Annotated in this window: 17 protein-coding genes and 1 other RNA gene; 12 read left to right on the forward strand and 6 right to left on the reverse strand. The window is 61.8% G+C overall.

Features of this window, described 5'->3' with window-relative positions:
• Positions 1-38 precede the first annotated feature (38 nt).
• The 4 genes from cobI to KBW81_RS02665 all read left to right on the forward strand — a co-directional run bounded on the left by cobI (position 39) and on the right by KBW81_RS02665 (position 3,831).
• Positions 39-740 carry a precorrin-2 C(20)-methyltransferase gene (gene cobI, locus KBW81_RS02650; RefSeq protein ID WP_090190984.1) on the forward strand — a complete coding sequence of 234 codons (702 nt, stop codon included), beginning with the start codon at positions 39-41 and terminating at the stop codon, positions 738-740.
• Complete coding sequence (gene cobJ / locus KBW81_RS02655; RefSeq protein ID WP_254248227.1) at positions 731-2,551, forward strand: precorrin-3B C(17)-methyltransferase; 1,821 nt, start codon at positions 731-733, stop codon at positions 2,549-2,551. The genes cobI and cobJ overlap by 10 nt, the downstream gene beginning before the upstream one ends.
• A gap of 62 nt (positions 2,552-2,613) precedes the next feature.
• The gene (gene cobM / locus KBW81_RS02660) at positions 2,614-3,384 is read left to right on the forward strand and encodes a precorrin-4 C(11)-methyltransferase (RefSeq protein ID WP_254248228.1); all 771 of its coding nucleotides are present in this window, start codon (positions 2,614-2,616) and stop codon (positions 3,382-3,384) included.
• Between the two features lie 96 nt (positions 3,385-3,480).
• A complete protein-coding gene (locus KBW81_RS02665; RefSeq protein ID WP_090190979.1) occupies positions 3,481-3,831 on the forward strand; it encodes a hypothetical protein in 351 nt (116 codons plus the stop codon).
• Here KBW81_RS02665 and KBW81_RS02670 read toward each other — a convergent pair whose 3' ends face one another.
• Complete coding sequence (locus KBW81_RS02670) at positions 3,832-5,001, reverse strand: MalY/PatB family protein (RefSeq protein ID WP_254248229.1); 1,170 nt, start codon at positions 4,999-5,001, stop codon at positions 3,832-3,834.
• 113 nt (positions 5,002-5,114) lie between these two features.
• Here KBW81_RS02670 and def (KBW81_RS02675) point away from each other — a divergent pair, with 113 nt between their 5' ends.
• Genes def (KBW81_RS02675) through def (KBW81_RS02685) form a run of 3 tightly spaced genes read left to right on the forward strand, consistent with a single transcriptional unit; the run spans position 5,115 to position 6,582 of the window.
• On the forward strand, positions 5,115-5,636 hold the full coding sequence (gene def, locus KBW81_RS02675) for a peptide deformylase (protein WP_254248230.1): 522 nt from the start codon (positions 5,115-5,117) through the stop codon (positions 5,634-5,636).
• Entirely contained in the window at positions 5,633-6,091 is a 459-nt protein-coding gene (def, locus tag KBW81_RS02680; protein ID WP_254248231.1) for a peptide deformylase, read from the forward strand. The genes def (KBW81_RS02675) and def (KBW81_RS02680) overlap by 4 nt, the downstream gene beginning before the upstream one ends.
• On the forward strand, positions 6,091-6,582 hold the full coding sequence (def, locus tag KBW81_RS02685) for a peptide deformylase (protein ID WP_254248232.1): 492 nt from the start codon (positions 6,091-6,093) through the stop codon (positions 6,580-6,582). Before def (KBW81_RS02680) ends, def (KBW81_RS02685) begins: the two co-directional genes overlap by 1 nt.
• A 91-nt stretch (positions 6,583-6,673) precedes the next feature.
• On the opposite strand, the gene trpA is transcribed toward def (KBW81_RS02685), so the two are convergent.
• Positions 6,674-7,465, reverse strand: coding sequence for a tryptophan synthase subunit alpha (gene trpA, locus KBW81_RS02690; protein ID WP_090190970.1), 792 nt, complete (start codon positions 7,463-7,465; stop codon positions 6,674-6,676).
• Positions 7,466-7,579: 114 nt separating this feature from the next.
• Here trpA and KBW81_RS02695 point away from each other — a divergent pair, with 114 nt between their 5' ends.
• Complete coding sequence (locus tag KBW81_RS02695; protein ID WP_090190969.1) at positions 7,580-7,765, forward strand: hypothetical protein; 186 nt, start codon at positions 7,580-7,582, stop codon at positions 7,763-7,765.
• A gap of 4 nt (positions 7,766-7,769) precedes the next feature.
• Here KBW81_RS02695 and KBW81_RS02700 read toward each other — a convergent pair whose 3' ends face one another.
• Positions 7,770-8,234, reverse strand: coding sequence for a VOC family protein (locus tag KBW81_RS02700; protein ID WP_254248233.1), 465 nt, complete (start codon positions 8,232-8,234; stop codon positions 7,770-7,772).
• Positions 8,235-8,307: 73 nt separating this feature from the next.
• Between KBW81_RS02700 and ychF the strand changes: the two genes are divergently transcribed.
• On the forward strand, positions 8,308-9,405 hold the full coding sequence (gene ychF / locus KBW81_RS02705; RefSeq protein WP_254248234.1) for a redox-regulated ATPase YchF: 1,098 nt from the start codon (positions 8,308-8,310) through the stop codon (positions 9,403-9,405).
• 123 nt (positions 9,406-9,528) lie between these two features.
• Positions 9,529-9,945, forward strand: coding sequence for a protein-tyrosine phosphatase family protein (locus tag KBW81_RS02710; protein WP_254248235.1), 417 nt, complete (start codon positions 9,529-9,531; stop codon positions 9,943-9,945).
• Here the strand turns inward: KBW81_RS02710 and rsgA are convergent.
• Both rsgA and ffs read right to left on the reverse strand, forming a co-directional pair.
• Positions 9,942-10,961, reverse strand: a complete 1,020-nt coding sequence (rsgA, locus tag KBW81_RS02715) for a ribosome small subunit-dependent GTPase A (RefSeq protein WP_254248236.1) — start codon at positions 10,959-10,961, stop codon at positions 9,942-9,944. The two genes, KBW81_RS02710 and rsgA, sit on opposite strands and share 4 nt — an antisense overlap.
• Positions 10,962-11,027: 66 nt before the next feature.
• Positions 11,028-11,125, reverse strand: an RNA gene (gene ffs / locus KBW81_RS02720) — signal recognition particle sRNA small type.
• A gap of 136 nt (positions 11,126-11,261) precedes the next feature.
• Between ffs and nudC the strand changes: the two genes are divergently transcribed.
• Positions 11,262-12,215: an NAD(+) diphosphatase gene (nudC, locus tag KBW81_RS02725; protein ID WP_254248237.1), complete on the forward strand. Its 954-nt coding sequence runs from the start codon at positions 11,262-11,264 to the stop codon at positions 12,213-12,215.
• A gap of 57 nt (positions 12,216-12,272) precedes the next feature.
• Positions 12,273-12,737 (forward strand): SRPBCC family protein, encoded by a 465-nt coding sequence (locus tag KBW81_RS02730; RefSeq protein ID WP_254248238.1) that lies wholly within the window; start codon positions 12,273-12,275, stop codon positions 12,735-12,737.
• Here KBW81_RS02730 and KBW81_RS02735 read toward each other — a convergent pair.
• Positions 12,734-13,579, reverse strand: coding sequence for a prephenate dehydratase (locus KBW81_RS02735; RefSeq protein WP_254248239.1), 846 nt, complete (start codon positions 13,577-13,579; stop codon positions 12,734-12,736). The genes KBW81_RS02730 and KBW81_RS02735 overlap by 4 nt on opposite strands.
• Positions 13,580-13,607 lie beyond the last annotated feature (28 nt).

The following is a 13,607-nucleotide window of genomic DNA, read 5'->3' on the forward strand; positions in this document are numbered from 1 at the left end:
AGCCTCCGGCGGGAGTTTATTTGGCAAGGTGAATGCGGATGAGCGGCGTGCTTTATGGTGTGGGTTTGGGGCCGGGGGCGGCGGATCTGATGACACTGCGGGCGGCGCGGCTGATTGAAGGCGCTGCGGTCGTGGCCTATCCGGCGCTGGCGGGCGGCGCGAGTTTCGCCCGGTCGATCGCTGCGGATTTGATCCCGGCGGATGCGATTGAGATCGTCATGGACGTGCCGATGAGCGTGGAACGCGCACCTGCGCAGGCGGCCTATGATACCGGCGCGGCGGCGATTGCGGCGCATCTGGATGCGGGGCGGGACGTGGTTTGCCTATGCGAGGGGGATCCGTTCTTTTACGGATCGTTTATGTATTTGTTTGCCCGGTTGTCGGCTGATTACCGGGTCGAAGTTGTGCCTGGCGTGACGTCTATTGCGGCCTGTGCCGCGGTGGCTGCGCGTCCGCTTGTTGCGCGGAACGAGCGTTTGACGGTGCTGCCCGGCCCGCTGCCAGAGGCAGAGTTGCGAGAGCGGATTGCGGGGGCCGAAAGCGTTGTCATCATGAAGGTTGGCCGGCATCTGGCGAAGATCCGCGCCGTGTTCGATGACCTTGGGCTGACGGACCACGCGGTCTATGTCGAACGGGCCAGTCTGCCAGAGCAGGTCGTTTGCCCGCTTGCGCAGGCACCGGCTTCGGCACCTTATTTTTCAATGATCTTACTGACAAAAGGGGCCGATCCATGGCTGTAGAACCTGTCGTATTGGCCCTGTCGCGGTCTGGCGAGGCGACGGCGCACCGTGTGGCGGCAACGCTTGGCGCTTTGGTGCATGGGCGCAAAGGGCGTGTCGATGTGGCGGATGCGTTTTTTGACAACGCGCTGGATCATGCCCGCGACTTGTTTGCGGCGGGCGTGCCTGTTGTTGGCGTCTGTGCCAGCGGGATCCTGATCCGGGCGGTGGCGCCATTGCTGGCGGATAAGACGACCGAGCCGCCTGTTGTGTCGGTCAGTGATGATGGCGGCGTTGTCGTGCCGTTGCTGGGCGGGCACCGGGGCGCGAACCGGCTAGCGGCGCGGATTGCGGATGCACTGGGGGCGGTTGCGGCTGTCACGACGGCGGGCGATGTGGCGCTTGGGGTTGCTTTGGATGCACCGCCTTTGGGGTGGCGATTGGTCAATCCGTGGGATGCGAAGGACGCGATGGCCTTGCTGCTGTCCGGCGCTGGCGCGCGGGTGACCGGGCCAGAGGCGGCTGCTGCGGAATGGTTGGCGGATCTGCCGGCGGGGGACGGCGTGACGATCACTTGCGGCACGGCGCCTGTCGCGGAACTTGGTCCGCATCACTTGCAGTTTGCACCGCAGCGCTTTGCACTGGGCGTAGGGTGCGCGCGCAATTGCCCAGAGGTGGATTTGGCGACCTTGGTGGGCGAGGCTTTGGCGGAAGCTGGGATCGCGCCGGAGGCGATTGCTTGCGTCAATACGATTTCACTGAAGGCGGACGAGCCCGCGATTATCGCGCTGGCGCAGGCCTTTGGCGTGCCGCTTCGGTTGTTCGATGCGGATACGCTTGAGGCAGAGACGCCCCGTCTGGCGCATCCGTCAGACGTGGTATTTGCCGAGGTCGGCACGCACGGCGTGTCCGAAGCAGCAGCTTTGGCACAGGTCGGCGCGCAGGGGCGTTTGGTTGTCGAAAAGCGCAAGGCGGCGATGGCAACTTGCGCCGTGGCTGCGCTGGATGCGCCGCTGACAGCGCTGCAAGGCCGCGCGCGCGGCAAGCTGTCGGTCGTGGGGATCGGGCCGGGGCAGGCATCCTGGCGCACGCCAGAAGTGTCGCGGCTGGTCGCCGATGCCGAGGAATTGGTAGGCTACGGGCTGTATATCGATTTGCTTGGGCCACTGGCCGTGGGCAAGGCGCGGTCGGATTTCCCGCTGGGCGGGGAGGAGGCGCGCTGCCGCTATGCGCTAGAGCAGGCAGGGCAGGGCAAGAACGTCGCGCTGGTGTGTTCGGGCGATGCCGGCATTTACGCCATGGGCGCCTTGGTGTTCGAATTGCTTGATCGCGGACCAGAGGCGCTGGGTGTGTCTGATGCCGCCCGGCGGGTCGAGGTCGTTTGCTCGCCCGGCGTCAGTGCTTTGCAGGGCGCGGCAGCGCGGGCGGGGGCACCGCTGGGGCATGATTTCTGCGCGATTTCCTTGTCCGATTTGCTGACGCCGCGGGATGATATTTTGCGGCGGCTGAAGGCTGCGGCAGAGGGCGATTTTGTCGTCGCCTTTTATAACCCGGTCAGTAAAACGCGGCGCACGCTTTTGGCAGAGGCGCGGGATATTTTGCTGCAACATCGCCCCGGCGATACGCCCGTTATGCTGGCAAGCTCGCTTGGGCGGCCAGAGGAGCATGTGCGCTATCGGCGCTTGGACGCGCTGGAAGTTGACGAGGTCGACATGCTGACGGTCGTGCTGGTGGGGTCGAGCAACTCGCGCCTTGCACAGCTGGGCGAGGGGCCGCGTATGTTTACGCCGCGCGGCTATGCCCGCAAGATTGATGGCGATCTGGCGGGGTAGTCGAATTTTCGTCGAAAATTCAGGCTTTCGGCGAGCGTATTTAGAAAAAAGCGAGGACGGGCATGACGGTTTATTTTATTGGTGCGGGGCCGGGTGATCCGGAGCTGTTGACGCTGAAAGCGGCGCGGCTGATCGCAGCCTGTCCGGTGTGTTTGTACGCGGGATCGCTGGTGCCAGAAGAGGTGGTCGCGATTGCGCCCGAAGGCGCGCGGGTGCTGGATACGGCCCCGATGACGCTGGATGACACGCACGGCGAAATCTTGGCGGCGCATGCGGCGGGGCAGGATGTGGCGCGGGTGCATTCGGGCGATCCGTCGCTTTACGGTGCGATTGCAGAGCAGATCCGGCGCTTGAAGGCGGATGGGATCGATTATCAGATCATCCCCGGCGTGCCTGCCTATGCAGCGGCTGCTGCGGCCATGGGGACGGAGCTGACCGTGCCAGAGGTTGGGCAGTCGATCGTGCTGACGCGGATGAGCATGAAATCCACCGGTATGCCCGAGGGCGAGACGCTCGAGAATTTTGCGGCCACCGGCACGACGCTGGCGATCCATCTGGGGATCAGGGCGCTGCGCGATATCGAGCGGCGTTTGACGCCATTTTATGGCGCCGATTGTCCAGTGGCGGTGATTTACCGTGCGTCTTGGCCGGATCAGCTGATTCTGCGCGGCACGCTCAGCGACATTCACGCCAAGGTGCGGGACGCGAAAATTACGCGTACGGCATTAATTATGGTTGGCCCCGTGCTGGGATCGCAACACGGGTTCCCCGACTCGGCGCTGTATGATGCGGCGAAACCCCATGTTTTAAGGCCTAAGGTGAAAACGGGCTGACCGCTTTCTGCGACTGCACTGCTGCAGCGCGGCGGATAAGGCGTTTGAATAATCGTCACACTTGCGCGTTACTGTGAACGCGAAGGAGGCGCTGCTATGAATGACTTTTTGCCCGATGCCGTGATCAAGGGATTGCAGGACGCCCGCCGCGCGTCGATTTCGCGCGGCAATCGCCTGTGTGTGCATGATGGCGACGATATCATGCGCATCCGCCGCTTTTGGGCCGATGGCATGGCGCTGGACGCTGATGCTGGCGACCTGCTGCGGGGCCGCGTCGATATTTATGACGGGATGCGGCACCTGTATCAGGCGCTGATCGTCGGCAGCCGGGTCGAGGGTGAAGAGTGCATCTTTGATTTCAAATGGTTGCACGCCGTCACGGATAACCCGCCTGTCGATTTCGTACGCGCGGATGATGCGCCAGCGGGGCTATTGCCCCGCCTGTAGTTATTGCAGGTCGGCAAAGGCCTTTTGCAGACGGTCCACCGCGTCGGCGATCTGCGCGCGCGGGGCACCTAGGTTGAAACGCAGGAAATTCTCGCCGCCTTTGCCAAAGGTCACGCCGTGATTTGGCGCGATCAGTGCGTCTTGTTGGACGCGGCGGATGACTTCGTCGCTGCTCATCCCGGTCCCTGTGAAATCGACCCACGCGAGGTAGGTTGCTTCGAGCGGCATGGAGTGGACGCCGGGGATGGCGTTGATGCCGTCGTCGAACAAGCGGCGGTTCGCGTCGAGGTAGAGGCAAAGTTCGTCCACCCAAGCGGCCCCTTTGGGGGAATAGGCGGCGGTGGTCATGTGCAGGCCAAAGCTGTTGGCAGATATGCCAAGGGCCGCCATCCGGGCGGCAAAGGGCGCGCGTAGGTCAGCATTTGGAATGATCACATTGCCGGTGTGGCTGCCTGCGATGTTAAACGTCTTGGTCGCGGCGGTCATCATGACAAGGCGGTCTTCGATCCCATCGATGTGGGCCATGGGGATATGGGTCTGGCCGGGCATCAGTAGGTCGTGGTGAATCTCGTCGGATACCAGCACCAGATCGTGGCGTTTTGCAAAGGCGGCGACGGCTTGTAATTCGGTCTTTGTCCAGACGCGGCCACCGGGATTGTGCGGCGAGCAGAGGATGACCATCCGCTCTGACCCGGTCATCTGGGCATCGTAGGCGTCAAAGTCCATCTCGTACCGGCCGGCGTTATTGACCAGCTCGCAGCTGCGGACCTCGCGCCCGGCGGCAGTGATGACGCGGGCGAAGGCGTGGTAGACGGGGGTGAACAGCACGACGGCATCGCCGGGTTTGGTATAGGCGTCGACGCACAGCGCGGTGCCGTTCACAAGGCCATGGGTCGTCATGATCGCGTCCGCGTCTACCTGCCAGCCGTGGCGGGTTTGCATCCACCAGCGGATCGCGTCGGTATAGGGCTCTGGGTTGCCGTAGTAGCCATAGACGCCGTGATCGTGCATCGCGGCGAGTGCGTCCTGAACGACGTCTGGTGCGCGAAATTCCATGTCTGCCACCCACATCGCGATGCCGTCATCGGGGGATACGCCGTAGACGGATTCCATCGCGTCCCATTTGACGCAGTGGGTGTTGCGACGGTTTACGGGGGTGTCAAAGCTCATGGCGGGATACCTATTTGGGAGTTTGCGGCGACCCTAGCAGGCGCAAACCGCGTGCCAAGGGATAAATCGCGGGCCATCTTGGCAATTGGCGGTCCAGCGATTAGATCGGGGGCATGACATTACGCCCCATTTTGATCCACCCCGATCCGCGCCTGAAAAAGGTCACCGCAGCTGTCACGCAGGTGGACGATGACCTGCGGGTACTGGCTGCCGATATGTTGGAAACGATGTACGACGCCCCCGGCATCGGCCTTGCTGCGCCGCAGGTCGGCGTGATGCTGCGCGTGATGGTGATGGATTGCGTTAAGGATGACATCAATCCGGCGCGGCCCATGGTGCTGATCAACCCAGAGATTACGTGGGAAAGCGACACGCACAGCGTCTATGAAGAAGGCTGTTTGTCGATCCCAGAGCAATACGCCGATGTCGAACGCCCGGCAGAGGTCGAGGTGCGCTGGATGGACCTTGATGGTGCCGAGCAGACAGAGCGATTCGACGGACTGTGGGCGACCTGTGTGCAGCACGAGATTGACCATTTGGATGGCAAGTTGTTCATCGATTATCTGAAACCGCTGAAGCGCCAGATGATTACGCGCAAGATGCAAAAGCTAAAGCGCGAAAGAGCGCGGGCGTGACACGCCCCATTCTGACCGTGCCAGACGCGGCGCTACGCGCGGTTTGTGCACAGGTTACGGTGTTTGACGCAGCGCTTGCGGATTTGAGCGAAGAGATGTTCGCGGCGATGTATGCCGCGCCGGGGCGGGGGCTTGCGGCGCCGCAGATTGGCGTGCTGCAGCGGATCTTTGTCATGGACGTGACATGGAAAACGGGCGCGCGGACCCCGCGTGTGTTTGTGAACCCGCACATCGTGACGGCCAATGTGGCGCTGGTCGTGAATGACGAATCCTGCCTGTCGATCCCGATGCTGACCGTCGCCGTCCCGCGTCCGCGCGATCTGGTGCTGCGGTGGCAGGATCTGGATGGCGCCGCGCATGAAGAGGCGTTTGAGGGCACAGATGCTGTCATCGTTCAGCACGAGCGCGACCATCTGGATGGCATCCTATGCACCGATTACACGGAGATTATGTGATGCGGACTGTTGTATCCTGGCCCCATGCCGCCCTGCGGACCCCTGCAGCTGATGTTCCCGAGATCACGGACGAGGTCCGCGCGATCTGGGAGGATATGGTCGATGTGATGGAGGCGATGCCGGGCGTCGGCCTTGCCGCTGTGCAACTGGGCGTTCCGCTGCGTCTGGCTGTCGTCGATGCCAGCACGGCGCGTGGGCAGGTGGTGCGGATGGCGAACCCGGAAGTGTTGCATGCCAGCATTGAATTTCGCGAGCATGACGAGGCCAGCCCATGTTTGCTGGGAGTTTCAGCGGTCGTCAAACGTCCCCGGGCTGTGACGGTCCGCTTTCTGAATGAAGCGGGCGAGACCGAAGAGCGCGACTTTGTCGGGCTTTGGGCGACGAGCGTGCAGCATCAGATCGATCATCTTGCGGGCAAGATGTATTTTGATCGGCTGACCAAGCTGAAGCGGGACATGCTGCTGAAAAAAGCGGCAAAGCTGGCGCGCTAGGCGACAAATGAGGAGAGGGAGGGGGGCGCTGCCCCCATCGGGCTATGCCCGATTCCCCCGAGGTATTTTTAACCAGAAGAAGTCCGGACGCTTAGCCGCGATGGCAACCGTCGGCGAGGGATTTGACAAAGGCGAGGACGTCCGCGACGGATTCGCCTGCGCCGATCTTTTCGACGATAGCAGAACCGACAACAGCGCCGTCTGCGACGCTCGCGATGGCCTCTGCTGCCTCTGGTGTGCGGATGCCGAAGCCGACGATCACGGGCAGGTCGGTGTGCGACTTGATGCGTGCGACTTCGGGCGCGACATCGGCGGTTTGTGCCGCGGCGGTGCCGGTGATTCCGGTGACCGAAACGTAGTAGAGGAAGCCGGATGTGTTCGTTAGCACCTTAGGCAGGCGTTTGTCGTCCGTGGTCGGGGTCGCAAGGCGGATGAAATTGATGCCGGCGGCCTGTGCGGGCAGGCAAAGCTCTTCGTCTTCCTCTGGCGGTAGGTCGACGATGATGAGCCCGTCGATCCCGGCCTCTGCCGCCTGCTCTAGAAACTTAGGCACGCCGCGCGAGTAGATCGGGTTGTAGTAGCCCATCAGCACAATTGGTGTGGTGTCGTCGGTTTTACGCAGCTCGCGGGCAATATTCAGCGTCTTGTCCAAGGTCATATGCCCGGCCAGCGCGCGTTGACCGGCGAGCTGGATCGTGGTGCCGTCGGCCATTGGGTCGGTAAAGGGCAGGCCGAGTTCAATGATATCAACGCCTGCAGCGGGCAGGCCTTTGACGATCTCGACGCTGGTGTCGTAGGTCGGATCGCCCGCCATGACATAGGCGACAAACGCCTTCTGGCCGCGCGCTTTCAGATCAGCAAATTTAGCGTCGATACGGGACATGACGGCATCCTTCTTGGGTCGCCGTGTTTTTGGGGGATGGGACGCGCAAATGCAATGGCCCCCAATTGTTTTCGCCAGAATTGAAATTTGCGCAGGTCGCCCCATATTGGGGCTATGAATTATTTACTCGCCCTGCTGCTTCCGCCGTTGTCGATCCTGTTCGCAGGACGTCCCATCATCGCGATCATCACGTTTCTGGTGTGGATTCCGGCGCTGCTGTTCAGTGGCGGGCTGACACATCCGATGTTCATTATCCTCGCTTGGATTCTGATCTGGGAAGGCCGCAACCGGACCGAATAACGGCCTAAGGCGCGCCGTCTTCGGTGCCGATCATCCAGCGGATACCGAAACGGTCGGTGAAGGCACCAAAGCCGGGCGTCCAGAAATGCGCCTCGAACGGCATACGGACCTCTCCCCCCTTTGATAGCGCGTCAAAGTGTTGGCGGGCGGTGTCCGCGTCCGGCAGTTCGACCATCACGTTACAGCCTGCCATGGCCGCGCCCGGTGCGGGGTCCAGATCGTCGGAGCCATAGATTTGGCCGCTGCCGATCTTGAGGCTTGCGTGCATGATGGAATTGGCGGCCTCTGGCGGAAGGTGTTCTTCCATGGGTGACCCTTTGACGCGCATGAAATCAGGCGCATTTCCAAAGACAGAGGCGTAGAACAGGAATGCGTCTTCGCAGGTGCCATTGAAGAAAAGGTAAGGGACGGGCTGCATTTTCACCTCCTGTGGCGGAATGTCGCGGCAGGATAGCACGGATCGGTGCATTCCCAAAGCCTTTGGCTTGCGCGGACAGGGCTGCGGGGCTATGCCCAGCGGGATTTAAAACAGGAGATGCGTCATGGGCTTCAAGATGGGGATCGTTGGTCTGCCGAACGTCGGCAAGTCCACGCTGTTCAACGCACTGACGCGGACGGCGGCGGCGCAGGCGGCGAATTTTCCGTTCTGCACGATTGAACCGAACGTCGGCGATGTGGCTGTGCCCGATGCGCGTTTGGACAAACTGGCGCAGATTGCGGGGTCCAAGCAAATCATTCCAACGCGGATGACCTTTGTTGATATCGCAGGTTTGGTCAAAGGCGCGTCCAAGGGCGAGGGGCTGGGCAACCAGTTTCTGGCGAACATCCGCGAGTGCGATGCTATTGCCCACGTCCTGCGCTGCTTTGAAGACGACGATATCACCCATGTCGAAGGCCGTGTTGACCCAGTCAACGACGCTGAGGTGATCGAGACTGAATTGATGTTGTCCGATCTGGAAAGCATCGAAAAGCGCCTGACCAACCTGCAGCGCAAAGTGCGCGGTGGTGACAAAGAGGCCGGTCAGCAGGTCCGCCTGCTGGAAGCCGCGCAAAAGGCGCTGGAAGACGGCAAGCCCGCGCGTACCGTCGATGTCGACCCCGAAGACGCGAAGGCGTGGCGGATGCTGCAGCTGCTGACCACCAAACCAGTGCTGTATGTCTGCAACGTCGAGGAAGAAGCCAGCGCCACAGGCAACAGCCAGTCCGAGCGCGTGCGCGCCATGGCCGAGGCAGAGGGTAACTCTGCCGTCGTGATCTCTGCCCGGATCGAGGAAGAGATCAGCCAGTTGGACGCCGAAGAAGCAGAAATGTTCCTGTCCGAAATGGGTCTGGCCGAGGCCGGCCTCGATCGCCTGATCCGTGCGGGCTATGCCTTGCTGCATTTGCAGACCTACTTCACCGTCGGTCCGAAAGAAGCGCGCGCTTGGACGATCAATGCGGGGACATCGGCACCCAAGGCGGCTGGCGTTATTCACGGCGATTTCGAGCGTGGATTCATTCGCGCTGAAACCATTGGCTATGATGATTTCGTCACGCTGGGCGGCGAGCAGGCTGCGAAAGAAGCGGGCAAGATGCGGTCTGAAGGCAAGACTTATACCGTCAAGGACGGCGACGTTCTGCACTTCTTGTTCAATACCTAAGATGCGTGCAGAGGCCAGATTTTCGCCGAAAAATCGGCGCGCCGCGCGCTGATGACGCGTGTGATTTCTGACTTTCGTATCGCGCGCCTGCCGGTTGGGCGGGGCAAGCTTGGGATGTGTCCGATGCCGGGGATTGGGGGCGACTATGCCGCTGATTTCCGGGCCATCCTGCGGTGGCAGCCTGCGCTTGTCGTCTCCTTGACCGGGCCTGCGGAAATGGACGCGCTGGATCATAATTTAGGAACAGACCTAAGTCATGCGCCGCCTGATTGGACCGGGTTGCCTATGCCCTTCTCCGGTGTGCCGGACGCCCCAACAACAACGCGGTGGATTGGCCTTGAAAGCCGGATCACTTCGCAGCTGGCAGCGGGTCGCCGGGTTTTGTTTCATGGCAATGGGGACTGCGGCAGGGCCGGGATGGCCGTGTTGCGCCTGATGGTTCTGCATGGCGAGCCGCCAAAGAATGCGCTGGCGCGGTTGCGGGCGGTGCAGCCGGGCGCGGTCGATGCGCGCGGGCAGCAGATTTGGGCGACGCGTTAGCGGCGGCGGCTGGCAGATTTGGTTGGTTTGCCCGTCCGGCGCTTGCGGGCATGGGCGGCGGCCGTTGTCTCGGTCGCTTGCGCGTCTTCGGCCCGCAGTTTGCGATAGCGGCGAACGCGTTCAGCATCGACAAGGCCTGCGTCCACGGCAGCTTGCACCGCGCAGCCCGGCTCGCCCTCGTGCTTGCAATCGCGAAAGTGGCAATCGTCAGTCAGGGCGCTGATTTCCGGGAAGGTCGCGTCGATGCCAAAGGTCACATCGGCGACCGCAAGGCCGCGCATGCCGGGGGTGTCGATCAGCCAGCCGCCGGTGGGCAGCACGTGCATCGACCGTTTCGTTGTGGTGTGGCGGCCGCGGGCGTCGTCTTCGCGGATGTCTTGGGTTTCGTCGACGCGGCCCGTCAGACCGTTTGCCAGCGTTGTTTTGCCTACACCGGATGATCCGACCAAAGCCACGGTTTTGCCCGGCCCGCACCACGGCGCGAGCGCGTCCGCGACATCTGCGCCTTTGGCGTTGATCGCGAGCACGGGGAAATCACCAAGGGACTGCGCCTGCGCTATGTAATCGGCGGCTTCATCAGTTTGATCGGCTTTGGTCAGCAGGATCGCGGGGGCAATTTCGGCGTCATGCGCCAAGGCAAGATAGCGTTCCAGCCGGGCGACGTTGAAATCGGCGTTGCAGGACGTGACGATGAACAAGGTATCTAGATTGGCTGCGATCAGCTGGCGCTGGCTTGATTTATACTCTGCCCCGCGTTGCAGCAGGCTGCGGCGATCCAGGCGGCGGACCAAGTGCGCTGATTCCAGATCGCACATCACCCAATCGCCGACGGCAAAGCTGGCGGTCGTCACGCCGGGGTCGGCAACAAGGGTCAGGGGGCCGCTGGCGGTCAGCGCGGATACATTGCGCCGGTGCACGCTGGTAATACGCGCAGGGTGCAGGTTTGCGTCATCTGCCGTCAGCTGTTCAATTTCGAACGCGGACCAGCCCAAGGCATCAAGCGTAAGGTCGCTCAACGGGAATACTGCTTGGGAAAGGGGTAGGGCAAATGCGTGTGACCCTGACAAATGCGGGGAAAACTTAGGTGAGAGGCTGACAACGACCCAAGCGGGGCTCGTTATGGCTGCTTCCTTCCGGACCTGACCAGGTTGGCGAGGCGCTCGCCCGCGCCAACCTCTCAATGTCCATATAGCGAGGCATAGGGTGCTGTGCAACCCGCTGCGATGTAAATGCTGATGCCGCAAGGCCGGGTTTAGGGGGAATTCCGCCCCATTCAAAACATTGCGCATCGCAGCGGCTCATGCGATTGCAAGTGCATGAAAATTGCAGAGACCGTGACATTCGCCGGAGGCGGCCTTGATCGTGCGGCAGAGTGGCGTTCAACCGCCACTGACCGCGCTAAGCATGCCGATTCGCGCGTGATCGTTTTGTGGCAGGGCAAGCCCCTGATGGATGACTCGGGTCTTGTGATGCTGCCGCCCGATCACCCTATTCTGGACGATGCCGAGCCCGATTGGCTGATGCTGGGGCGCGTGGATGGTGCAGCGGTTTTTGCCGCCGATCTGTCAGGCTGGACGCCGCAAGACGATGCGGACACCGGGGCGCTGAACAGCTTTATGGATGCCAGCCTGCAGGTGCATCCCGCGCTGCCGGGTGGTCCCGCCTTTGCCGAATTGCGCGGCGTCATGACCCGGCTGACCCCGATCGAGGCTGAACTCGCCGCCACCGCGCGGGCGATGTTCATGTGGCACGGCAGCCACCGGTTTTGCGCCAATTGCGGCACAGCCAGCGATCTGGCGATGGGCGGATGGCAGCGCAATTGCCAGACCTGCGAACGTCACCATTTTCCGCGCACCGATCCTGTCGTCATCATGTTGATTACGCATGGGAATTCTGTCCTTGTCGGTCGTTCGCCCGGCTGGCCGGAGCGGATGTATTCCTTGCTGGCCGGCTTCGTCGAGCCGGGCGAGACGCTGGAGGCCGCGGTGCGGCGCGAAGTGTTCGAAGAATCAGGCGTGCGCGTGGGCAATGTGCGCTATTTGGCCAGCCAACCTTGGCCGTTCCCCGCATCTTTGATGTGCGGTATGGCGGGCGAGGCGACGAGCCGCGATATCACGATCGATCCCGCTGAAATCGAGGATGCCCGCTGGGTGACCCGCGAAGAGATGGCTGACGTTTTCGCCGGACAGCACCCGGACATTAACCCAGCAAGAAAAGGTGCAATCGCCCATTTTCTGCTGGAAAACTGGTTGGCAGACAGGCTCGGTTAAGCTTTTTACGCGCATAAAGTACCGGGGCACCGGACAGGACAGGACAAGGCAGACTCAATGAAATTCAGCGCCCGCGAAGATATCGAAGCACCGATTGAAAAAGTCTATGCGCAGGTCACGGATTTTGCCGGGTTCGAGCGTCAGATGATGCGGCGCGGGGCCGATGTGCGCCGGATGGATCCGGGGCAGACGGTAACGATTGGATCTGCATGGGATGTGGCGTTTACGTTTCGCAGCCGCGAACGGCGGCTGCGGGCAGTTGTCGCGAGCCTGAAATCGCCCACGGATGTGGTGATTGATCTGGCGTCGAACGGGCTTGATGGCAAAACAACCGTGGAACTGGTGGCCCTGTCGCCCCAGCGTACGCGGCTGTCTGTGTCGATTGATCTATCGGCGAAATCGCTGTCGGCGCGTCTGCTGCTGCAATCGCTGAAGCTGGCGAAATCGAACCTAACCAAGCGCTTTAAAAAGCGGGTTGCCGATTTCGCCGTGGGCATCGACGGCGAAAAGCGCAGCGTTTAATCGCTGCGCTCGTGCCGGCGCGGAGCTGCGGGGAAGACGCCCATCAGCTTGATGTGGTCGGTGAAGTAATCCAGTTCCTCTAGCGCGAGCTGCACGTTGCGATCGTCTGGGTGTCCTTCGATTTCCGCATAGAACTGGGTTGCGGTGAAGTTGCCGCCGACCATGTAGCTTTCCAGCTTTGTCATGTTCACGCCGTTCGTCGCAAAGCCGCCCATCGCCTTATACAGCGCGGCAGGGATGTTGCGCACACGGAACACGAACGACGTGACCATCGGGCCGCGGCCGCGGCGGCGCAAATCAGGTTCGCGCGACATGATCACAAAGCGAGTCGTGTTGCGGGCGTGATCCTCGATGTGGCGAGCCAGAACGTGCAGGCCGTAGATATCGGCGGCCAGCTCTGACGCAAGCGCGGCTTGGGTGATGTCACCGCGTTCGGCCACTTCGCGTGCGGCGCGGGCGTTGTCGGCGTTGACGATTCCCTTGATGCCATGTTCGCGCAAAAAACTGGAACACTGCGGCAGAACAACAACATGACCATGCGCCTGTTTCACGTCGGCAACTTTGGCACCGGGCACGCCGAGCAGATTGACGTGCACGCGCACAAACGCTTCGTCCACGATATGCAGACCGCTGCCGGGCAGCAGGGAATGCACGTCGGCGACGCGTCCATAGGTCGAATTTTCAATTGCGATCATGCCCAGTTCGGCATCGCCCTTGCGCACGGCCTCGATCGTGTCCTCGAACGTGCCGCAGGGCAGGGGGTCATGATCAGGCCGCGCCTCGGCGCAGGCTTGGTGGCCGTAGGCACCCAGTTCGCCCTGAAAGGCGATTTTTGCGGGCATAAGTGTGTCCCCCCAGACAAATTGGCAG

Source organism: Loktanella salsilacus (genome assembly GCF_024206795.1).
In the GTDB taxonomy this organism is placed as follows: domain Bacteria; phylum Pseudomonadota; class Alphaproteobacteria; order Rhodobacterales; family Rhodobacteraceae; genus Loktanella; species Loktanella salsilacus.

Coding starts and splice junctions, on each gene's coding strand:
- cobI (WP_090190984.1), top strand. CDS start 39: ATGAGCGGCGTGCTTTATGGTGTGGGTTTGGGGCCGGGGGCGGCGGAT.
- cobJ (WP_254248227.1), top strand. CDS start 731: ATGGCTGTAGAACCTGTCGTATTGGCCCTGTCGCGGTCTGGCGAGGCG.
- cobM (WP_254248228.1), top strand. CDS start 2,614: ATGACGGTTTATTTTATTGGTGCGGGGCCGGGTGATCCGGAGCTGTTG.
- KBW81_RS02665 (WP_090190979.1), top strand. CDS start 3,481: ATGAATGACTTTTTGCCCGATGCCGTGATCAAGGGATTGCAGGACGCC.
- KBW81_RS02670 (WP_254248229.1), bottom strand. CDS start 5,001: ATGAGCTTTGACACCCCCGTAAACCGTCGCAACACCCACTGCGTCAAA.
- def (WP_254248230.1), top strand. CDS start 5,115: ATGACATTACGCCCCATTTTGATCCACCCCGATCCGCGCCTGAAAAAG.
- def (WP_254248232.1), top strand. CDS start 6,091: ATGCGGACTGTTGTATCCTGGCCCCATGCCGCCCTGCGGACCCCTGCA.
- trpA (WP_090190970.1), bottom strand. CDS start 7,465: ATGTCCCGTATCGACGCTAAATTTGCTGATCTGAAAGCGCGCGGCCAG.
- KBW81_RS02695 (WP_090190969.1), top strand. CDS start 7,580: ATGAATTATTTACTCGCCCTGCTGCTTCCGCCGTTGTCGATCCTGTTC.
- KBW81_RS02700 (WP_254248233.1), bottom strand. CDS start 8,234: ATGCACCGATCCGTGCTATCCTGCCGCGACATTCCGCCACAGGAGGTG.
- ychF (WP_254248234.1), top strand. CDS start 8,308: ATGGGCTTCAAGATGGGGATCGTTGGTCTGCCGAACGTCGGCAAGTCC.
- KBW81_RS02710 (WP_254248235.1), top strand. CDS start 9,529: ATGCCGGGGATTGGGGGCGACTATGCCGCTGATTTCCGGGCCATCCTG.
- nudC (WP_254248237.1), top strand. CDS start 11,262: ATGAAAATTGCAGAGACCGTGACATTCGCCGGAGGCGGCCTTGATCGT.
- KBW81_RS02730 (WP_254248238.1), top strand. CDS start 12,273: ATGAAATTCAGCGCCCGCGAAGATATCGAAGCACCGATTGAAAAAGTC.
- KBW81_RS02735 (WP_254248239.1), bottom strand. CDS start 13,579: ATGCCCGCAAAAATCGCCTTTCAGGGCGAACTGGGTGCCTACGGCCAC.